This is a genomic window from Flavobacterium chryseum, assembly GCF_004362015.1.
Taxonomy (GTDB): domain Bacteria; phylum Bacteroidota; class Bacteroidia; order Flavobacteriales; family Flavobacteriaceae; genus Flavobacterium.
Window position 1 is genome coordinate 62,984 of record NZ_SNWW01000001.1, and the last position, 21,647, is coordinate 84,630.

23 protein-coding genes and 1 tRNA gene are annotated in these 21,647 nt (G+C 32.2%); 13 read left to right on the plus strand and 11 right to left on the minus strand.

Going from position 1 to position 21,647, the window contains the following annotated elements; all coding sequences use genetic code 11:
* The first annotated feature begins 124 nt into the window (after nt 1-124).
* Complete coding sequence (leuB, locus tag EV143_RS00260; RefSeq protein WP_133505867.1) at nt 125-1,186, plus strand: 3-isopropylmalate dehydrogenase; 1,062 nt, start codon at nt 125-127, stop codon at nt 1,184-1,186.
* 160 nt (nt 1,187-1,346) lie between these two features.
* Here the strand turns inward: leuB and EV143_RS00265 are convergent, their stop codons facing one another.
* Entirely contained in the window at nt 1,347-1,706 is a 360-nt protein-coding gene (locus EV143_RS00265; RefSeq protein ID WP_026982652.1) for an RNA recognition motif domain-containing protein, read from the minus strand.
* 129 nt (nt 1,707-1,835) lie between these two features.
* Nucleotides 1,836-2,327, minus strand: coding sequence for a DUF6252 family protein (locus EV143_RS00270; RefSeq protein WP_133505869.1), 492 nt, complete (start codon nt 2,325-2,327; stop codon nt 1,836-1,838).
* Nucleotides 2,328-2,530: 203 nt separating this feature from the next.
* Here EV143_RS00270 and EV143_RS00275 point away from each other — a divergent pair, with 203 nt between their 5' ends.
* From EV143_RS00275 to EV143_RS00285, 3 genes are all read left to right on the plus strand, one after another.
* Complete coding sequence (locus EV143_RS00275; RefSeq protein ID WP_133505871.1) at nt 2,531-3,103, plus strand: 30S ribosomal protein S16; 573 nt, start codon at nt 2,531-2,533, stop codon at nt 3,101-3,103.
* Nucleotides 3,104-3,118: 15 nt separating this feature from the next.
* Complete coding sequence (gene rimM / locus EV143_RS00280; RefSeq protein ID WP_007809694.1) at nt 3,119-3,643, plus strand: ribosome maturation factor RimM; 525 nt, start codon at nt 3,119-3,121, stop codon at nt 3,641-3,643.
* Between the two features lie 117 nt (nt 3,644-3,760).
* Nucleotides 3,761-4,468, plus strand: coding sequence for a tRNA1(Val) (adenine(37)-N6)-methyltransferase (locus EV143_RS00285; protein WP_133505873.1), 708 nt, complete (start codon nt 3,761-3,763; stop codon nt 4,466-4,468).
* Here the strand turns inward: EV143_RS00285 and EV143_RS00290 are convergent.
* The 6 genes from EV143_RS00290 to EV143_RS00310 form a co-directional block, all read right to left on the minus strand.
* Nucleotides 4,465-5,760: an HlyD family secretion protein gene (locus EV143_RS00290; protein ID WP_133505875.1), complete on the minus strand. Its 1,296-nt coding sequence runs from the start codon at nt 5,758-5,760 to the stop codon at nt 4,465-4,467. The genes EV143_RS00285 and EV143_RS00290 overlap by 4 nt on opposite strands.
* 2 nt (nt 5,761-5,762) lie before the next feature.
* On the minus strand, nt 5,763-7,955 hold the full coding sequence (locus EV143_RS00295) for a peptidase domain-containing ABC transporter (RefSeq protein ID WP_133505876.1): 2,193 nt from the start codon (nt 7,953-7,955) through the stop codon (nt 5,763-5,765).
* A gap of 802 nt (nt 7,956-8,757) precedes the next feature.
* Nucleotides 8,758-8,997, minus strand: coding sequence for a hypothetical protein (locus tag EV143_RS00300; RefSeq protein ID WP_133505878.1), 240 nt, complete (start codon nt 8,995-8,997; stop codon nt 8,758-8,760).
* A 115-nt stretch (nt 8,998-9,112) separates the two neighbouring features.
* Nucleotides 9,113-9,265: a hypothetical protein gene (locus EV143_RS21385; protein ID WP_166638092.1), complete on the minus strand. Its 153-nt coding sequence runs from the start codon at nt 9,263-9,265 to the stop codon at nt 9,113-9,115.
* An 81-nt stretch (nt 9,266-9,346) separates the two neighbouring features.
* On the minus strand, nt 9,347-9,529 hold the full coding sequence (locus EV143_RS00305; RefSeq protein WP_133505880.1) for a hypothetical protein: 183 nt from the start codon (nt 9,527-9,529) through the stop codon (nt 9,347-9,349).
* Between the two features lie 93 nt (nt 9,530-9,622).
* Entirely contained in the window at nt 9,623-11,188 is a 1,566-nt protein-coding gene (locus EV143_RS00310; RefSeq protein WP_133505882.1) for a vitamin K epoxide reductase family protein, read from the minus strand.
* 260 nt (nt 11,189-11,448) lie between these two features.
* Here EV143_RS00310 and EV143_RS21635 point away from each other — a divergent pair, with 260 nt between their 5' ends.
* Entirely contained in the window at nt 11,449-11,595 is a 147-nt protein-coding gene (locus tag EV143_RS21635; RefSeq protein ID WP_208111241.1) for an rSAM-modified peptide, read from the plus strand.
* Nucleotides 11,596-11,628: 33 nt separating this feature from the next.
* Nucleotides 11,629-11,766, plus strand: coding sequence for an rSAM-modified peptide (locus tag EV143_RS00320; RefSeq protein WP_133505884.1), 138 nt, complete (start codon nt 11,629-11,631; stop codon nt 11,764-11,766).
* A 20-nt stretch (nt 11,767-11,786) separates the two neighbouring features.
* On the opposite strand, the gene EV143_RS00325 is transcribed toward EV143_RS00320, so the two are convergent.
* Nucleotides 11,787-13,541, minus strand: a complete 1,755-nt coding sequence (locus EV143_RS00325) for a helix-turn-helix domain-containing protein (RefSeq protein ID WP_133505886.1) — start codon at nt 13,539-13,541, stop codon at nt 11,787-11,789.
* A gap of 167 nt (nt 13,542-13,708) precedes the next feature.
* On the opposite strand from EV143_RS00325, the gene EV143_RS00330 reads away from it, so the two are divergent.
* From EV143_RS00330 to EV143_RS00360, 7 genes are all read left to right on the plus strand, one after another.
* Nucleotides 13,709-14,887, plus strand: coding sequence for an acyl-CoA dehydrogenase family protein (locus EV143_RS00330; protein ID WP_042563298.1), 1,179 nt, complete (start codon nt 13,709-13,711; stop codon nt 14,885-14,887).
* Nucleotides 14,888-14,973: 86 nt separating this feature from the next.
* Nucleotides 14,974-15,756 (plus strand): DUF3050 domain-containing protein, encoded by a 783-nt coding sequence (locus EV143_RS00335; protein WP_133505888.1) that lies wholly within the window; start codon nt 14,974-14,976, stop codon nt 15,754-15,756.
* A gap of 66 nt (nt 15,757-15,822) precedes the next feature.
* Nucleotides 15,823-16,563: an SGNH/GDSL hydrolase family protein gene (locus EV143_RS00340; RefSeq protein ID WP_133505890.1), complete on the plus strand. Its 741-nt coding sequence runs from the start codon at nt 15,823-15,825 to the stop codon at nt 16,561-16,563.
* A 43-nt stretch (nt 16,564-16,606) separates the two neighbouring features.
* Nucleotides 16,607-17,422, plus strand: a complete 816-nt coding sequence (locus EV143_RS00345) for a helix-turn-helix domain-containing protein (RefSeq protein ID WP_133505891.1) — start codon at nt 16,607-16,609, stop codon at nt 17,420-17,422.
* A 78-nt stretch (nt 17,423-17,500) separates the two neighbouring features.
* Nucleotides 17,501-18,460, plus strand: a complete 960-nt coding sequence (locus EV143_RS00350; RefSeq protein WP_133505893.1) for a nitrilase family protein — start codon at nt 17,501-17,503, stop codon at nt 18,458-18,460.
* A gap of 80 nt (nt 18,461-18,540) precedes the next feature.
* The gene (locus EV143_RS00355) at nt 18,541-19,047 is read left to right on the plus strand and encodes a GNAT family N-acetyltransferase (RefSeq protein ID WP_133505895.1); all 507 of its coding nucleotides are present in this window, start codon (nt 18,541-18,543) and stop codon (nt 19,045-19,047) included.
* A 221-nt stretch (nt 19,048-19,268) separates the two neighbouring features.
* On the plus strand, nt 19,269-20,504 hold the full coding sequence (locus tag EV143_RS00360; RefSeq protein ID WP_133505897.1) for a sensor histidine kinase: 1,236 nt from the start codon (nt 19,269-19,271) through the stop codon (nt 20,502-20,504).
* Nucleotides 20,505-20,577: 73 nt separating this feature from the next.
* On the opposite strand, the gene EV143_RS00365 is transcribed toward EV143_RS00360, so the two are convergent.
* Nucleotides 20,578-20,664: transfer RNA gene (locus EV143_RS00365), tRNA-Ser, on the minus strand.
* Nucleotides 20,665-20,724: 60 nt separating this feature from the next.
* Entirely contained in the window at nt 20,725-21,597 is an 873-nt protein-coding gene (locus tag EV143_RS00370) for a LysR substrate-binding domain-containing protein (protein WP_133505898.1), read from the minus strand.
* Nucleotides 21,598-21,647: the final 50 nt, after the last annotated feature.

Below are 21,647 nucleotides of genomic sequence, written 5' to 3' on the forward strand. Positions count from 1 at the left end.
AGCATCTCAGCAACTCGAACCTTAGAAACTTAAAAACTCTAAAAATAATTATAAATAAAGATTTTGACTTACTAAGAAAAAAACTTAGCATCTTAGCAACTCAGAACCTTAGAAACTTAAAAAAATGAAATTTAACATAGCCCTTTTAGCAGGAGATGGAATCGGACCAGAAGTAATAAATGAAGCTGTAAAAGTATCTGATGCTATTGCAAAAAAATTCAATCACGAAATAACCTGGACACCGGCTTTAACCGGTGCTGCTGCAATTGATGCCGTTGGAGTTCCTTACCCTGATGAAACGCATGAAGTTTGTATGAAAGCTGATGCTGTTTTATTTGGAGCAATCGGACACCCGAAATACGATAATGATCCAAGCGCGCCAGTTCGTCCGGAGCAAGGTTTGTTGTTGATGCGTAAAAAATTAGGATTGTTTGCAAACGTACGCCCTACTTTTACTTTTCCTTCTTTAATTGATAATTCTCCTTTAAAAAGAGAAAGAATTGAAGGAACTGATTTAGTTTTCTTAAGAGAATTAACCGGTGGTATTTACTTTGGAGAAAAAGGTAGAAGAGACGGTGGAGAAACTGCTTTTGATAATTGTGTTTACACTAGAGCCGAAGTACAACGTTTGGCTAAAAAAGGTTTTGAACTTGCAATGACTCGTAGCAAAAAATTATGTTGCGTTGACAAAGCAAACGTTTTGGAAACTTCACGTTTATGGAGAGAAACTGTTCAGGCAATGGAAAAAGATTATCCTGAAGTAACAGTTTCATACGAATTTGTAGATGCTGTTGCGATGCGTTTAGTTCAATGGCCAAATTCTTATGATGTATTAATTACAGAGAATTTATTCGGAGATATTTTAACGGATGAAGCTTCTGTAATTTCTGGTTCGATGGGACTAATGCCTTCTGCTTCTGTTGGAGAACATACTTCATTATACGAACCAATCCACGGATCTTACCCACAAGCAACCGGATTAAATATTGCTAATCCATTAGCAACTATTTTATCTGCAGCGATGATGTTCGAAGATGCTTTTGGATTAAAAGACGAAGCCGAAGCAATTAGAGCGGTTGTAAACAAATCATTAGAGCAAGGAATTGTTACTGAAGATTTAGCTGTAAAAGGATCTAAAGCCTACAAAACCAGTGAAGTTGGAGATTGGTTAGTTGCTAATCTATAGTTTTATTTGTTTCAGGTTTCATGTATAGGCGCACAGCAGTGCGTCTTTTCTCTATGTTAGATGCACTGCTGTGCATCTCTACAGAAAAATAAATAAAATTGGATACATAAAAAAAGGGATCAACTTGCGTTGATCCCTTTTATATATTTAGAAAAAAATATTAATATCCTCCTCTGTTACCACCACGGTCATTTCCACCACGGCTGTTTCCTCCACCATAACCTCCGCGTGAATCTCCACCGCGACTGTTATTGTTGAAGCTTCTTCTTTCGCCTTCTGGTTTCGGTTCAGATTTATTAACCACAATTGCACGACCTTGAACAGTAGCTCCGTTCAATTCATCAATTGCTTTTTGAGCTTCCGCATCGTTTGGCATCTCTACGAAACCAAAACCTTTGCTTCTTCCTGTAAATTTATCAGTAATGATCTTAACTGAATCTACTGCTCCGTAAGCCTCGAAAGACTCTCTTAAATCTGCTTCCTCAATACTGAATGGAAGGCTTCCAACAAAAATGTTCATATGTACTTATTTATAATAATGTAGCAAATGTAGTCTTATTTTTCTCTAATCTACTATATATTAGTTTATTTATGTTTTTATTTTGATTTAAAAACATAATTTAACAAAACTAATTTATAAGTGGTGAAATTATAATTGATGTGCAATATTGTTAAATTCAACAGGAACTTTATAGAAAACACCTTCTGTGAAGCTTACTTTTGCGTTTTCAGTATTGGTTTCATCAACATTTACGGCATTAAACTTAAATGTTCCAGAAATAGTCCCGTTTTCAATATTATAGTCTGTAATCACAATTTGCCCATTTCCTGTATTTGTTCCTGTAGAAAACTCAGCCGGTTCTGATTGATTTCCGTTAGAATAAAATGCTTTCGAAATATTATCAATACCAAGAATATAAGTTTTTTGAGTTGAAGATTCTGTTTGCAATTTTACAACTTCGTATCCCAAATATCCTTCTACAATGATTTTTCCGTCTCCGTCCAAATAAGCTTTATAAGTTTGAGCTCTCCAAAAAACATTATCTTTTAAAGTTTGAAACGCGGGATTATTAAATTTTACATCTTCGGTACAAGAAGACATTAAAAAAAACAGCAAAATCAAAGACATCCATTTTTTCATATTGTGGTATTTAAAACAAATTTTGGCAAAAGTATCTCATTTAAGGAAATAAATAAAATTTACGCTATAATAAAGGACTCATTTTGAAACAAAAAACAGCAATGTTTATTTATAGCGATTTAAACGTACAATTCAGAAAAAAATTATATCTTTGCGCCCTTAATTAACAGAGGTCGAGTACCTCAAAATTTAATCATACGATTATGTCAGTAAAAATTAGATTACAAAGACACGGTAAAAAACAAAAACCTTTTTACTGGGTTGTAGCTGCGGATGCACGCTCAAAAAGAGATGGTAAATACTTAGAGAAAATCGGTACTTACAATCCAAACACAAACCCTGCAACTATCGAATTAAACATTGATAGTGCGGTAAAATGGTTGCACAATGGTGCACAACCAACTGATACTGCAAGAGCAATTCTTTCTTACAAAGGAGCTTTATTGAAACACCACCTTGATGGAGGTATTCGTAAAGGTGCTTTAACTCAAGAACAAGCTGATGCTAAATTAGCTGCTTGGTTAGATGCTAAAGCTGGAAAAGTTGATGCTAAAAAAGATGGTTTAACAAAAGCGCAAGCTGATGCTAGAGCTAAAGCTTTTAAAGCAGAACAAGAAGTTAATGCTAAACGTTTAGCTGCTGCAGCTCAGGCTGAAGCTGATGCTATCGCTGCTGAAAATCCTGCAGTTGAAGAAGAAGTTACTGAAGTTGAAGCGGAAGCTGCTACTGAAGAAGCTCCTGCTGCTGAAGAAAATAACGAAACAACTGAAGCATAATTTTAGCTAGCGAGAATGCGTAAAGAAGAATGTTTTTATTTAGGTAAAATCGCTAAAAAATTTAGTTTCAAAGGTGAAGTTCTGGCTTATTTAGACACGGACGAACCTGAGTTATACGAAAATCTGGAATCAGTGTTTATTGAATGCAATAAACACTTGGTTCCTTTTTTTATTGAAAAAAGTTCATTGCACAAAAACGATTTTTTAAGAATTCGTTTTGAAGATATGAATACAGAAGAAGATGCAGATGCCATTATGGGCAATGCTATTTATCTTCCTTTAAACATGTTGCCAAAACTTTCCGGCAATAAATTTTATTTTCACGAAGTTATTGGTTTTGAAATTGAAGATCAACGTTTAGGCGTTTTCGGAAAAATTGCTGCAGTTAACGATACTACTGCACAACCACTTTTTGAAGTTTTAAATGGCGAAGTCGAAATGTTGATTCCGATGATCGACCACTTTTTGGTAAAAATTGATCGTGATAACAAAAAAGTTATTATGAATCTGCCAGAGGGACTTGTTGAAATGTACCTATAAGTTAGATTTTTGGACTTCTTAGAAGATTAGATATTTAGATTATTCCAATTAATATTTATTAATTTCTTCAAGGAAAATCAAAAATCTGCAATCGTTAATCATCATTCTAAAATCATTATGTTTTCATTCAAGCAATTTTCAGTTCAACAAGACAAAACCGCTATGAAAGTTGGAACTGATGGCGTTTTATTGGGTGCTTGGGCTCCAATTCATCACAATCCTTTTAGTATTTTAGATATTGGTGCAGGAACAGGAATTATAGCTTTGATGCTGGCGCAACGAACTCATGCGGAACAAATTGACGCTCTTGAAATTGATGAGGATGCTTATGAACAAGCTGTTGGGAATTTTGAAAGCTCACCTTGGAGCGATCGCTTATTTTGTTTTCATGCGGGTTTAGACGAATTTATTGATGAACCGGAAGATGAATATGATTTGATTGTTTCGAATCCTCCTTTTTACTCTGAAGATTATAAAACTGAAAATGAACAACGCGATTTAGCTCGTTTTCAAGACGCAATGCCTTTTGAAGAACTAGTTGAAGCAGCGGATTTGTTTCTTTCTGAAAACGGAATATTTGCGGTAATCCTCCCATATAAAGAAGAAGAAAACTTTATTGTTTTAGCAAACGAGTTCGAATTATATCCAATCAAAATTACACGTGTAAAAGGAACTCCAAATTCATCAATCAAGCGTAGTTTATTGGCTTTTAGCCGAAATGAAAATACTGAAATCGAAATTGATGAATTAACGATCGAAATTGATAGGCATGTTTATACTCCTGAATATATTGAGTTGACGAAAGAATTTTACTTAAAATTTTAAACCTGTTCAAAAATGCTTTTGAACTGATATAAAATTCTTTCGAGTAAGCGTAAATCTTCGGTTACAATCTCAGCACTTCCTTTCATTTCCTGTTGAAATATAATTTGCTTTTTATACGATGTTTGTAATCCGTTTGGAAGTGCAACATCCAATAACAGATTTCCATCTTTATCCGGAACCAAAGAAATATTCTGAATCTTACCATATAAAACACCAAATTCTCTATCGGGAAAATTTGATAATCTAATATTGACTTTTTGACCTACTTTTATTTTTCCTGAATTTAGTGCCGGCGCTTTTACTTTGCCAATAAAACCATTTTTAGCATCGGGAATAATCGAAAACACATTATCTCCGGAATTTATAGTTTGATTTTCTGTCCAGACCTGCAAAAAAGTTACAACGCCACTTACCGATGATTTTAAAGTATAGTTTAGTTCCCAGTCTTTTATGACTTTTTTAAGCTGATAGAATGATTGCGCCATGTTACGGCCCAGGTTTACTTCTTCCTTAGTGCTGTTTATGTGAGAATTCTGACTGGATTTTGTATTATCAATTAAAGATGACCTTAATTGAGAAATAGACGATAAAAGGCTCTTATAATTCTTCTGTGCCTGCAAATAAGTAAGTTTTTTAGCTTCCATTTCCTGAGTAGAAACAATTCCTTTATTGAAGAGTGTTTCAAAACGGGCAACTTCATTTTTTTGAAGCTGTAATTCGCTTTCGTTAATTGCTTTTTGCTGTTGCAAAATATCTAATCGTTCCTTGATTTGAATATTTTCAGAACTTTGCGCTCTGTTTTCTACTTCAAAAGGCTGCAAATCTTTATTTAATTCATGCGCCTGATAATCTTTTTGAAAAACAGCGTAGGCACTTTCTATTTCTCCTAATTGTGCGTTTTTCAAAAGTGTAAATGGAAAATCTTTTTTAGAATCATTTATATTATAGCTTTCAACAATAGTTTTTAATGCAAACACATCTTTATAATTGGCTGTATTTTCTATAATAGCCAATGTGGTGTTTTTTTCTATTATTGATTTGTTTTTGACCAATATGGCTTCAATCCGACCTGAAGTTTTAGAAACTATCTTTTCCGGTGGAATATTCGTTGTAATAACAATTTCGGTATTAACGACATCGGGATATTTAATAAACCAGGAAACAAAAAACAGCATAAAGATGATCACAAAAATCAAAACGGTTCCCCAGCGTATCATCCAGTGTGGTACTTTGGTGAGAATGTCCTGAACTTCTTCACTTCTTAATTCGAATGTAGTATTATCTTCAGCCATGCTTAATTTCCTAATTGTAATTGATTTCTAACCAGCTCAAAATAATTTCCTTTTTGTTCTACTAATGCGGAATGGGATCCAATTTCGATGATTTTTCCTTTGTCCAGAACCACAATCTGGTCTGCATTCATAACTGTACTTAAACGGTGTGCGATTACTACAACGGTCTTGTCTTTAAAGAAAATATCAAGTTTTCGCATAATTTCTCTTTCGTTATTGGCGTCTAAAGCTGATGTGGCTTCATCAAAAAATAATATCTCCGGATTTTTATAAACAGCTCTGGCAATGAGTAATCGCTGTTTTTGTCCGCTGCTCATTCCTAAACCTTCGGCGCCAATTTTGGTGTTATATCCCAACGGCAAACCACTTACGTATTCTTTTATATTGGCTACATCTGCAGCATAGACCAACCTTTCTTTATCGACTTTATCAACACCTATTGCGATGTTGTTTGCAATGGTATCGCTAAATATAAAACCTTCCTGCATTACGGCTCCAATATTGGATCGCCATGCTTTTTGAGAAATATTTTTCAGTTGTGTATTTCCAATATTAATCTCGCCATTGTTAGGTTCGTAAAACTTAAGCAGCAATTTCATAAGGGTTGTTTTTCCGCTTCCGCTAACGCCTACTATGGCGGTAACTTTATTGGCCGGAATGATCAGGCTTAAATTTTCTAATACCGGAATATCAGATCCTAAATAGCGGTAAGACAGATTTTTAATGTCGATATCGGCATCAAACGGAACATCGCCGGTCTGATGCACTTCTTGCTGTGTTTCATCTTCTTTTTCATGAATTTCAGATAATCTTGCCAATGATATTTTAGCATCCTGAAGTTCTCGCACAAACTCAATAAGTTGTGTAATTGGTCCGTTTAAGCTTCCTACAATCGAACTTATTGCCAGCATCATTCCTAGTGTAATGGAACCATCGATAACCAATTTTGCAGACAGAAAAATGATGAAGATGTTTTTTAATTCATTAATTACAGAAGAGCCAATGGTTTGGGTTTGTTCTAAGACCAATCCTTTTATTGAAACTCTAAACAATCTTGCCTGAACATATTCCCAGCCCCAGCGTTTTTGTTTTTCGGCATTATGGAGCTTAATCTCCTGCATTCCGTTAATAAGTTCCATTACTTTGCTTTGTTCCTGGGAAACTTCTGCAAAACGTTTGTAATCGAGAACTTCTCTTCTTTTTAAGAACAGCGTAATCCAGCCAAAATAGAGTACACTTCCGGCAAAAAACACTAAAAATATCTGAATGTTAAAATATGCCAAAACGCCTCCCATAACAATCATGTTGATCACGGAAAATAAAACATTTAAAGAAGATGTGGTTAAAATTCGTTCTATTCTTCGATGATCGTTTATTCGCTGCATGATATCTCCCGTCATTCTCACATCAAAAAACGAAATAGGCAGATTCATTAATTTAATAAAGAAATCTGAGATCAGAGAGATATTTATTCTGGTAGAAAGATGGAGTAATATCCAGCTTCTGATAAGTTCTAAACCTGTTCTTCCGGCAAAAAGAAATAATTGCGCAAAAAGAATCAGATAAATAAAATGTATGTTTTGGTTTTGTATACCAACATCAACGATACTTTGGGTTAAAAATGGGAAAATTAGCTGCAATAATGTACTTGCCAATAATCCTATGCTTAATTGAATCAAAAATGATTTATATCGCAGGACATATTGTGACAACATTCCGAATCCTATACCTTTATTGTCTTCTTTATCAAAGTCAGTTTGAAAAAATTTCGGTGTTGCTTCAATCAGTAATGCAATACCTTCCTGAGTAGATTCTCCTGCATTGTTTCCAATCCAAAATTTAATAAAGTCTTTTTGATTGTACTCAATTAAACCAAAAGCAGGATCAGAGATATAATAAATTCCCTTTTTGATTTTATAAAGTACCACATAGTGATTTTGATTCCAATGCAAAACACATGGTAATGGCGCCTCTTCTAATCTTTTTACATTCAATTTCACCCCTAAAGTCCTGAAACCAATTTTCTCGGCAGCATCGCTCAAGAAAAGCAAATTGCTTCCTTCGCGAGTTGTTTCACTAGTATCTCGCAATTCCTGAATACTAATTGTTTTCCCGTAATGCTTAGCTATTATTTTTAAACATGTGGGGCCACAATCTTTAAAATCTGCTTGTTTGTAATTGGTGAATTTTCTCAATTCTTAATGGGTTTATTTTATAGCAATATTATACAAAAATTCTTAAAAAAAGAAGAATCCTTATTTAAATATGATTTTCATTTTTAATTAAACTTGTCAATTTATCAATTAACTTAAACATCTGTATATCAAAATTTTAAATAAAAAAGCTTTGCTAATTAATAACAAAGCTTTCTTGTTGCTTTTATAAATATTGTAAAACATAAAAATTAATTATTCTAAAGCTTTCTATGAATCTAAAGGACAATTTTGATCAATAACTGACGCACAAGTTATCTAATATTATTAACCGATAAATAATCCTAAAAAAAAACAGAGAGAAAAATATTCCTCTCTGTTAATTATCTAAAAAGTGTAAAATTTAATAATACAATTTTTTCTCTAGGATATGGCACTGGTTAGTCCTAACCAATTAAAACCAACTCAGTGACCACCTTTCCTGAGAATCCCGACACCAATCATCAATGTTGGGATATTTGCTCAATGTTCCACGATCGAGCGCCTATACATTAAAAAAAACATGACTAAATTTTAATAAGGCTTTATTGTATTACTGTTTTATTTTTAAATGTTTTAAGAAAAACTAGCAACAAAGACGATTAGAATCACAGATACCAACTCTAGTATCCATAGGACACGTTTGACCAATTGATATTAAGATGCATCCTGCCTCGATTGCATAAACCCAACATTCAGGAATTCCTCCCTTAATTGTTTTTTGCTCAATTTTGGTTATTTTTTGAGCAGTTTCAAGATTTAAAATTTTCTTTAACATATATGTTTTATAATAGGCTGCAAAAAATTATAATTCAGGATTCGGTTCAAGAGGAAATTTACAGTTGCCTGTACTTCCTTCTTCTAATCCTGGAATTGTTCCGTCAGGACAATATGAGAAACAGTAAGCACTTACTTTTTGGTTTGATGAATTGTAGCAAAAACATTTACAATTTGCAGGTTGAACTGGTCCACCTCCTATAATGCTTTTTTGTTCATTCGAACTAAGCTTTACAGCTCCATCCAGATTAAAAATTGCTCTTACCATAATTTTTATATTTAAACTTATTTTTTAACAGAATCAAATTGCTTATTCTAAAACAACAGAGAAAATATCATTTAAGTTTCTCTGTTATTTTTAACTCTAAACTTAAACTAGGCTATTATACTACTATACAACGCCAAGAATCATATTCGCAAATAGATCCTTTTGGACATGTTCCGTCCTCACGACATGCTAATCCACCTTTGATAACTTTTTTTTCTTCTTTAGAAAGCTCTTGAGCTCCTTCAAGTTTTAAAATGTTTTTTAACATAATGATTGTTTTTGTTTGGGTTAATAATATTTGTTCTTCAATAAAATTTAAAACAGTTGAAGATCTGTTTATAATAAATGATTAACAATTGCCAGTGTAGCCATTTGGCATACAGCTCCAATAAGCTTTTACTGTACCAAAATCTGTACATCTCTTAGCAAAGAACCCTGCATCACAAACAGGAGCATCACCTCCAGTTATTGTTTTTTGCTCATTTGTACTTAATTCTTTAGCGTCTTCAAGGTTTAAAATGTTTTTTAGCATAAGTTCCTAGATTTAAATCACTTATTAGTTACTTCAATCATTTTAAGACATCTGAAGCTTCTGTCTTTAAATTACTGTGAGGGTAATTTTATTTTAAGCTATCTTTTCAAATTGTTCTTCCAAAATCTCAACCTCTTCAACAAAATCGTTTAAAAAATATTTGAGTTCATTTAATTCATATTCGTGAGGAAACAATTTTTCATTTACGATTTTAACAGGCGTATAATTAAAATTATTTTTAGAACACCACTCGTATTGCTTTTGTATTTCCTGATTGATCATCATACTAACAGGCTCTGTATTCCATTTTTTAAGCCATTTTTTTAGGCCAATTCTTTTAATGTGCCAGTCAGAAATCGCCTCTACAATTTTTCCCGGTGTCGATCTGTTTATAGTTAAAAGTCTTTCGACAACAATTTTATAGGGATTTTCAACATTTTCAGGATTAACATTAAATAATATATTCAGGAATATTTTATCCGGAAATTTTAAAACTAAATCAAAAGCTTCCTGAAATGTTTTGTGGCAATGTTCACAACTTGGACTTAAAATTATAGAAAGTTTAATTCCAGCATTTCTGTTACCAAAGTGCAAACCTCTCAAATCGTCAAATCCATCAGTATGAACTACTTTTTTTGATAAGAAATTTAATAACGTATAGTTTCTTTTAAATTTTTTAAGCTCCTTCAAGTTATTATCGCCGCTCAAAATGTTTTTTACTACTGGTTTTGCCACCAGCCAAATTGAGGTGAAAAGAATCAGTGAAAATAAAAACGGAAACACATTCGTTAAACCGAAACTTAAAGTGAATAAATCTGACGCAAACCAAACAATACTTTGTGTTAAAACTACAAATGAAACTGCCAAACACATTACACACCATTTTTGAATTTCAAATTTTTGTATCCAAACAGATGTTACAATAATAGGAATAGATAAAAGACTCAAAAATCCTATAAATATTACCGAATCTAAAGGTCGAAGCAATATTGCCAGAAAAGATGAACTAAAGAATATTAATGGTAAATCTGAAAAATTAATCCATTTTGAATTTGTAACATCAAAATTAATTACTGAATTGCAAGATGTATTTGTTGTAAGATTGCAAAATTTAGAAATTATATTGGTTTTAAAACCTAGTTTTTCCTGAACAATAAATACACTTATAATTAATCCTAAAATTGAAGTTGTTAAAAATACAAGACTAAATAAATTATAGCTATTATAAAAAAATGACACGCCTACTAAAAGCAATAAAGGGAAATAATACTTTAAGTCCTTATATTCATTTCTAAAATTTTCTCTTGCAATAACATTATTAGGTTCAATTGCAACAATTACCCCATTCCAGTCTAAAAGAAAAGTATCGTATGATATTTTTTGAATTCCACTTTTAATAGTATCTATTCGAACAAAGTCTTTTGCTCTTTCAACCAAAGTTAGTTCATCTTTAAAATAAGCTAAAAAATTAGATGGCAAATTTTCTATCTGTTCTTTCGAAACTCTTACAGCAGCATTCTCCACAGACAACAAATCCAACGAATCTGTTATCGCAAATAAACTTGGATAATTTGGATGAGAAAGAAACAAATCTTTAAACTCATTTTTAACTTCCGAGTATTTATTAATTTGAAGAAATTTCTGTACTAATTTTAGCATCTTTTTTTGCCTTTTAAATCATAACGACAATGCAAATATTGATGTTTTTATTTGAAAAAAATGCCTAATAGTATACTTTTTATTAATAATACTACATACAATTTATAAATTATATCAGTCTGAATATATCAAATAAATTACTGTATATCAATTAATTAGACTAATTTTATATTCATAAAAATCTCCAAAAGCCCATTTCCGATTAAGCGTTTTCCTTTTTGTCTAGTTTTGAAATATCAATAACCGTAATACGTAAAAACATGACAAGTACGACATTAAAATTAGAAGATTTTGCAGTAGAAAAATTGACAAAAAATCAACAAAAAACAGTTCGAGGAGGAGATGCTCCGGAGGATACTATCGAGCCAAATAAAGGAGGCGGAAGTGGCGGAAATTTACCTGGTTAATATAATTAAATAAAACAATTAAGAAATAAGATTATGAAAGATAACAAATTAAAATTAGAGGATTTTGGGATAGAAAAACTTTCTAACAATCAACAAAAAATAGTTAAAGGCGGCGACGGTGAGGGAACTATAGATCCAAATAAAGAAAAAGGTACTGGTAACCTTCCATGAATCTTTAAAATTAATTAAAATTAAATATTACTCGCAAATTGAGCCGGAGATACTCCGGTTCTTTTGCGAAATGATTTTGCAAAAGATACTGCATTTTTAAACCCTACACTTTCTGCAATCGCCTGTGTAGAATATTTACGATACATATGATTGGTAATCATTTCATTAATTACATAATTAATTTTAAGCTCGTTAGAATATTCTCCAAAGGATTTACCAAATCGCTTATTTACTACATAAGATAAATAAGTTGTATTGGTTTTTATTTTTTTAGCAACATATTGTAATGTAAAATCAGCATTTAAATATTCTAATTTATTTTCAAGCGCTAATAATTTTTCAACTATTTTATTCTCTTTAGCTTCATCTATACTTAAGTTGACATTCTCTTTTTTGAATTGAACATCTTCTACATCTAACGTTTCCCGGACTTCTATTTTTAAAAGAGATTCCGTTTCTTTTTTCTCTAAATTCGCTTTAAATTCTTCAATTAAAGCATTCATCTTTTTGTGCGCTTTATTTTTATCTCTTATGTTTTTTATCAATAGAAAAACGATTCCAATTACCAGTAAAACATAAAATACTTTTAACGCCTTATTCAATAATACTTCGTTTTCATATTTTTTCTGGATACTTACCATTTCATCACTTAGATCTCCAGTTCCCAGTTTGAAATTAACTTCTAATGCTTCATTACTTAATTTTGCTTCTGACTTTTCGTAGTTATCTAAATAAATTTTAGAATGTTTGTAAGCTAGCTCTGGTTCTTTTTTTATATTGTAAATTTTAGCTAAATAGTAATTTGCCTTTAAAAAATTTTCATCTTTAGAATTATTTGCTAGAGAAATTGAATCTACTCTTTTTAAAAACACGAGTGCTTTATCGTATTTTTTCGTTTCGTAATATAAATTACCTAAATTATAATTTGCAGTCGTGATTCCTATATTAAGATTATTTTGTTTGATGATAAATATAATATCATAATAGGTTTTTTCAGCATTTTTAAAATCTCTTTTCAAATAATAAACATTCCCCAAACTTATTTTAGCTCCTATTTTATTAAGTGGAATATTCTGTGAATACGAAATTGTTTTTTTATAAAAGTAGGCTGCAGAATCTAACAAATACTTTTTACTTTGATTTTTTATGTAACTGCTCTCATATGAACCTCCTAAAGTAACGTAGTTATTACTTTTTATCGTATTAAATTGTTCTTTGGTATAAAGGTTTTCATTTTGATCTACAACAATATCAAGTTGTCGTAAATTTTTAATCGCCAATTGGTAATTACCAACTGCCTCATTAACAAATGCAATATTGCCTTTAAATTTTACGATCTGAATAATATCATCTAATTGCAAAGAGAGCTTCATTCCTTGCTGATAATTGTCAAGCGCTTTACTATAATTACCTCTTTTATATTCTATTAATCCTCCGTAATTATACAAATATGATTTAAGACGCATTTTATCTGGAGATTCAGGCATCTTATCCATATACTTAAAAGCTAAAAGATATTTTTCTTTAGATTTTGAGATATTATTTTTTAATTGAAATAGATATGATAATGATCCATTTGCAAAAGCTAAATGTTTATTATTATTGGATTGTGCCATTTTATTGGCATATACAAAAGCGCTGTCAACATTTATATTTGCATTCAGCCGGAATTTATCCTTCAAGAGTAAATATTCCTCTTCTGTCAATTCCTTCTTTTGTTGACCAAAAGTAATATTCAGAACAAGAAAAAGTAAAAAAGAGATGATCAGCCTCATTTAATATGTTTTTTGGAACTCAAAAATAGTTTATATAAACCCAATAAACTAGTAATAATTCGTCTTATTCTTATTTATTTTTATTTAACAATTCAAAAATATAACAATTTAGCTTTGTTTTGTTATATTTTTATTGCGTAAATTTGTTTTTGTAAAAATAACTAAACATGAAACCAGACCTATTTCAAGCTCCTGATTATTACAACCTTGACGATTTACTGACTGACGAACACAAATTAGTTCGCGAATCAGCACGCGCATGGGTTAAAAGAGAAGTTTCTCCTATTATAGAAGAGTACGCTCAAAAAGCAGAATTTCCTAAACAAATCATAAAAGGACTTGGAGAAATTGGTGGTTTTGGTCCGTATATTCCAGTAGAATATGGTGGTGCCGGACTCGATCAAATTTCGTATGGTTTAATTATGCAGGAAATTGAACGCGGTGATTCTGGTGTACGATCTACTTCTTCTGTTCAATCTTCATTAGTAATGTATCCAATTTGGAAATATGGAAACGAAGAACAACGAATGAAATATTTACCAAAATTGGCCACTGGTGAATTTATGGGCTGTTTTGGTTTAACAGAACCTGATCACGGTTCTGATCCGGGAAGCATGATTACCAATTTTAAAGATATGGGAGATCATTACCTTTTAAATGGTGCAAAAATGTGGATTTCGAATGCTCCATTTGCAGATATCGCTGTTGTTTGGGCAAAAAATGAAGAAGGAAGGATTCACGGCTTAATTGTAGAACGCGGAATGGAAGGTTTTACAACTCCGGAAACTCATAATAAATGGTCGCTTCGTGCATCATCAACAGGAGAATTGATTTTTGATAATGTTAAAGTTCCTAAAGAAAATTTATTGCCTAACAAATCAGGATTAGGTGCGCCGCTTGGCTGTTTAGATTCTGCCCGATACGGAATTGCATGGGGAGCAATTGGTGCAGCAATGGATTGTTATGATACTGCTTTGCGTTATGCAAAAGAAAGAATTCAATTTGGAAAACCAATTGGAGGAACTCAATTGCAACAAAAGAAACTGGCTGAAATGATTACTGAAATTACAAAAGCGCAATTATTAACATGGCGTTTAGGTGTTTTAAGAAACGAAGGAAAAGCAACAACTTCTCAGATCTCAATGGCAAAGCGTAATAATGTCGATATGGCAATTCATATTGCACGCGAAGCCAGACAAATGTTGGGCGGAATGGGAATTACGGGTGAATATTCGATTATGCGCCATATGATGAACCTTGAAAGTGTTATTACATATGAAGGAACACACGATATTCATTTATTGATAACCGGAATGGATGTAACTGGTATTCCAGCTTTTAAATAGGAGACAACTATTAAAATATATACAAAAACAATATGAAAAGCTTCTTGGTAACGAGAAGCTTTTTATCTTTGCAAAAAATTACGCAAATGAATATTGAAACTATACACGATAGCATTCAACCTCAAAAAGAACAACTTTTACAACATTCTCTATACAATAAAATTCAAAGCATTGATGATTTGCACAGTTTCACAGAGAATCATGTTTTTGCTGTTTGGGATTTTATGTCACTGTTAAAAGCCCTTCAAGCTAAACTTACTTGTACAACAACACCTTGGTTTGCTACAAAAAATCCTGAAACAAGATATTTGATCAACGAAATTGTTCTTGCAGAAGAAACTGATTTAACGATTGACGGAAGAAGACAAAGCCATTACGAGATGTATCTTGAAGCAATGGAAGATTTTGGTGCCGACACAACGGGGATTAATAAATTTTTACTGGAAGTAAATTCGCTTCATAATATTTTTGTTGCCATCAAACAAAGTGCATTACATCCTGATGTAAAAGCTTTTTTAGACTTTACTTTTAGAGTTATTGAACAAGGAAGGCCACATGAAATTGCCGCGGCATTTACTTTTGGAAGAGAAGATTTGATTCCGAGTATGTTTACCGAAATCCTGAAAAACTTTCAAAAAAACCTTCCGGATACAGACTTGAGTAAACTGATTTATTATTTTGAAAGACACATAGAACTTGACGCCGATGAACACGGACCAATGGCTATGAAAATGATTTCTGATTTATGTGATGATGACGCTCAAAAATGGAAAGAAGTTGAAGAAATTTCAATTTTGGCTCTTGAAAAACGAATAGGTCTTTGGAATGCCATTGAAGAACAAATTCTGATGAAAGCAGAAATGGTCTAAAAACCAAAACTACATATTTAACGTAACTATTTGTTTAGAACGAGCTGAATTTAATTTAAACAAATTATGAAATCACAATTTAAACAAATAGTTACTATTATTCTTTCTATATTTCTTTTAAGCTGCAGTTCTGATGAAACAACTACAGAAACGGCAGATTCTCCCATAATTTCAATTCCAAAAATTCCTCTGGCAAGCAAAATAAAAATTATCGCTTTAGGAGATAGTTATACTATTGGTCAAAGTGTTTGCGAAACTTGCCGATATCCTGAACAGTTAAATGCAAGTTTGCAGGCAATTTACCCGGAAACCAGTTTTTCTCTAAAAATAATTGCCAAAACTGGCTGGACAACCACAAATTTAATTTCAGCAATAAACGAAGAAAACCCGCAATCGAATTATGATTTGGTTACATTATTAATTGGTGTAAATAATCAATATCAAGGAAGAGATTTTTCTATTTATGAAAAAGAATTTCCCGAATTAGTTACAAAAGCAATAACCTTAGCCAAAGGCGATAAAAAAAATCTAATTGTTCTTTCGATTCCTGATTATGCCTACACTCCTTTTGGAACAATGTTTGGCGGAACAGGAAAAATTTCAACTGAAATAAGTCAATACAACACTTTTGCAGAAAATTATTGTAAAGCGAACGGAGTTCTTTTTATTTCGATTACAGACATTACTCAAAGAGGTCTTGAAAATCCTTCTTTAGTAGCTTCAGATGGCTTACACCCTTCAAAAGAGGCTTACACTTTATTCGTAGATCGTATTTTACCAAAAGTAAAAGTGGTTTTGCAGGATTAAGTTTTTTAAATTTGCATAACTTTCAATTATAAACAATTCGTTTATGCAAGTTTCACCATCGAAGGAATTATCGCCCTACATAAAACATTATCTTTTTTTAGATAATAACGAAACAACTATTCAAAAACTTCGCTTGTTTTCTGATGGTAATACCGGCATTGTCTTTTCTTTAAAAAGTAACCTTATTTCAGACATTAACAATAACAAAGCAGCGCATTATTTTCCCGATTCTTTTTTATATGGACAGCTTAATGGTTTTAAAGACATTTATTATAAAGATGAAATAACGTTAATAATTGTTGTCTTTCAGCCCAATGGAATTCATCAATTATTAGGGATTTCTGCTAATGAATTTCAGGATTCAATAATTTCTATTGATGATATATTTAATAAAAAAGGTTTGATTCTTCATGAGAAATTATCGGAACAAAATAATAATCACTCAAGAATTGAACTTTTAAATCTCTTTTTCAGAGTACTAATTGCAGAAAAACCTGTTTCAAATCAGTTAATAATAAATAGTTCACTAGATTTTATTATTGCAAACAAAGGGCAATTTTCTCTTGCAAAACTGGTTGATTATACGGGATATACCGAAAGACATTTGGAAAGAAAATTTAAAGAGTGCATCGGATTAAATCCGAAGAAATTTGGCAACGTTATAAGGCTACATCATTTTCTAAAGCTAATAAAAGATAAATCTGAGGACACGAATCTAACCACAATTTGTTACGAAGCGGGATTTTCAGATCAATCTCATCTTATAAAAGAATTCAAAAAACACACAGGAATAACGCCAAAAGAATATTTATACACTTCTGGCAAACTGACTAATAATCTTATCAAAACTTTCCTGTAACTCAACTTTAAATGTCGGTTTTATACAATTTATGAAATATTGCAAACGCTACTTTTGACTAAAATTAATAGCGTTAGTATGAAAAACTTAAAAATAGCCACAGCTCAGTTCGAGAATAAAAGTGGTGATAAAATTTATAATTTATCTGTAATCGAAAAGCTTTCGCAAAAGGCAGCCAGCGAAAATTGCGATGTTATTTCGTTTCATGAATGCTCAATAACCGGATATACATTTGCCAGACATTTATCTAAAGAACAAATGCTGGATTTAGCAGAGTTAATTCCGAGTGGAGAAAGTATCTTAAAACTCATCGAAATTGCGAAGAAAAATAATATTGTTGTTTTGGCAGGATTATTTGAAAAAGACGAAAATGATAATTTGTTCAAAGCTTACGTTTGTGTAGACAAAAATAGTTTAGTAGCCAAATATAGAAAACTACATCCGTTTATAAATCCGTATCTTATATCTGGAGATCGTTATTGTATTTTTGAAATTAAGGGTTGGAAATGCGGAATTTTAATTTGTTATGACAATAATATTATCGAAAATGTGCGTGCTACAAAACTTTTAGGTGCCGATATTATTTTCATGCCACACGTAACGATGTGTACACCTTCAACCCGACCTGGTGCTGGTTTTGTTGCACCTCAACTTTGGGAAAACCGCGAAGCTGATCCAACTTCTTTACGATTAGAATTTGACGGAATGAAAGGACGCGACTGGTTAATGAAATGGTTGCCTGCAAGAGCTTATGACAATGCAATTTACGCGATATTTTCCAATCCGATTGGTATGGATGATAATCAACTAAAAAATGGCTGCTCTATGATTATTGATCCGTTTGGAGATATAATTGCTGAATGTCGCTCTTTTGATGACTCTTTTGCAACGGCAATAATTACTCCCGAAAAATGCATTAAGGCCGGAGGAAGTCGCTACATAAAAGCCAGAAGACCAGAATTGTATCGAGATATAATTGGCCAAAACCACGAATCAGAACAAAATGTTGTTTGGTTAAGCTCTGATGAAAAAAAGTGAAAAGTAAATTTTTCATTAACTTTAAGCTGAGGAAAGATTTATCTTTGATAATTAAATAATCTAGAGAATAAACCTCAATAATGGAATTTTTTAAAACTACTAATGCAGATATCGATGCTGTTTTTGATATCTATAACGAAGCTACAGCTTATCAAAAAACAGTTAACAACAAAAGCTGGAGAGGTTTTGAAAGAGCGCTGATTGAAAAAGAAATATCCGAAAATCGTCATTTTATAATCAAAGAAAATGAAGAGATTGCCTGCACGTTTGTGCTGACTTTTGACGATTTTATTATCTGGAAAGAAGCCAGCGCAGATCCGGCGATATATCTTCATAGGATTGCCACAAACCCGAAATTCAGAGGTCAGTCGTATGTCAAAAAAATTGTAGATTGGGCAAAAATATATGCCAAAGAAAACGATAAATCATACATAAGACTTGACACGCACAGCGGAAACGAAAGAATCAACAAATATTATATGAGCTGTGGCTTTGACTATAAGGGCATTAGCACGATAGAATGGACAAATGAATTGCCGGAACATTATAAAGAAGGTTCGTTTAGTTTGTTCGAAATCAAGCTTTAGATTTAATCTTATTATAGAAATAACAAAATCCTTGTGAGCAATTTTACAAGGATTTTTTATGAAATAGAAATTTTCCGACAAATTATTATAGGAAAAACCTCAAAATAAAGATGACGTGCTTCAAGCAATGTCACAATTTCTTTAATTTAAATGGACTTATTACGTTAAAAACAAAGACTTTAAATTCAGTTAGTTTACATTTGGACAAATGTGCGAGAAAAATGAGTGAAAAAAAAATAATTCTGCCAGATACGACTACTTTTTCTGAACGGAATAAAACAAATCATGCCGATGAACTACTTCTTGTTAACGAAAGACTTGCTCAACAAATAGAAAACAGAAAAAAACGTGCTGCTGAATTAGTTATTGCTAATACAGAACTGGCATTTCAAAATAACGAAAAAGAAAAAAGAGCTGCTGAACTTATCATAGCTAACGCTGAACTGGCTTTTCAGAATCAGGAAAAAGAAAAACGTGCTGCAGAACTTGTTATTGCCAATACAGAATTGGCGTTTCAGAACAGGGAGAAGGAAAAACGTGCCGCTGAACTTATTATTGCCAATAAAGAACTTACTTTTCAGAACGAGGAAAAAGAAAAACGTGCTGCTGAACTTATTATCGCAAATACAGAACTTGCTTTTCAAAATCAGGAAAAAGAAAAACGTGCCGCTGAACTGGTACTTGCTAACGCAGAATTAACTTACCAGAATACCGAAAAAGAAAAACGCGCCAACGAGCTGATTCAGGCCAACAATGAGCTTGAAGCGTTTACCTATATCTCAAGTCATCATCTTCAGGAACCCTTAAGAAAAATTCAGCTTTTTTCGGATAGAATCAGAAATCATGAAAGTCAAAATTTGTCTGAAAAAGGAGAATTTTACTTTAAGCGTATCGAACACTCGGCCTCGCATATGCAAACTCTTATCAATGATTTATTAAACTATTCGCGCACCAACGTAACACAAAAAAAATTCGAGAATTTAGATCTCAATATTGTTATAGACAAGGTACTTCAAAATTTAAAAGAAGATTTACTGATAAAAAATGCCACAGTCAAAATAAGCGGAAATTGTTTTGCAGCTATTATTCCGTTACAGTTTGAACAGCTATTATCAAATTTAATCTGCAATTCTCTTAAATTTTCTAAACCGGATATCGCTCCACATATATCTATAGAAAGCTATTATACGAAACCCTTCACCACAAATTTCTCTTTAGAAAATAATTATTGCCATATTACCGTGAGCGACAATGGTATTGGTTTTGATTCTCAATTTGAGAATAGAGTTTTCGAGATGTTTCAACAACTTCACGATAAATCTGATTATGAAGGAAACGGAATTGGGCTTGCCATTGTTAAAAAAATTGTAGAAAACCATAACGGCATAATTACCGCAACAGGAAATTTAAATCAGGGTGCTAAATTTGATATTTATATTCCGGTAGAACATCATTAAAAGCTTATTGGAAAACCGGTTTTAATTAAAATAAAAAATCCCCGTAAAAAATATTTACGGGGATTTTATTTTGCAGAGAGGATGGGATTCGAACCCACGATACAGTTACCCATATACTAGCTTTCCAGGCTAGCTCCTTCAACCACTCGGACACCTCTCTAAATTGGTCTGCAAAGAACACAAAAAAAAGTGACTTACAAAAACAAAATCAAAGATTACTTTACATGCTTTTTCTAAATTCTTCCATAAACAGTTTTACGGCCTTCTTTTGATATGCTCCTTCGATCGTTAACATAAACGATTCTCTTTGTGTTGCAACGCCCGTAATGTCTATTGCTTTTAAATTATCCCAGCCTTTTAGCGCTTTTTCCGTAACAATTGTCGCCCAGTCGCTGTCACCAACCAATCGCAATAATGCATGAACAGCATTTAATTCAATCGAAACTTTTGGCTTCATATTATTTTTTAAAAATAATTCATCTAACATCTCTCTCGAATTAAATCCTTTTACAGGCAATATAAGCGGAATGTTTTCTATTTTCTTAAACGAAATTTTATCCAGCACCGCTAATTCATGTGTTTTTGAAACTGCCATAACCAACTTCGAAGTAAACAATGGAACTTTTTGAAAAGGAAGTTCAATTTCGTTTGATGAAATAACCAAAACGAGATCTAACTCGTTATTTAATAATTTTTGTTCCAAAGGTTCAGTGGTGCCATATTCGACAACAATTTTTAAATGTGGATATGTTTTAGCAAACGAATTAACGATTGGCAAAACCAAAAGTCCAAAAATATACGTTACACCAATTCGCAATTCGCCACCAATCATTTGGTTCAAATCATCAATTGCCTGCTTACTGCTCTGAACGTTTTCTATAATTTGTTTGGCGTGAATCAGAAAAACAGATCCAGCTTCGGTTAGTTGAACTTTCTTTCCAATCCTTACAAACAAAGGCATTCCGAGTTCTTCTTCCAGTTTTTTTATTTGTTGTGATAATCCGGATTGCGTTACAAAACACAACTCGGCAGCTTTTGTAAAATGAAGAACCTCAGCTGTTTTAATAAAATATTGTAATTGATAAATTTCCATATTGATAAGTTTAAATACTTATTATAAGTAAAATTATTAATTTTTCTAAT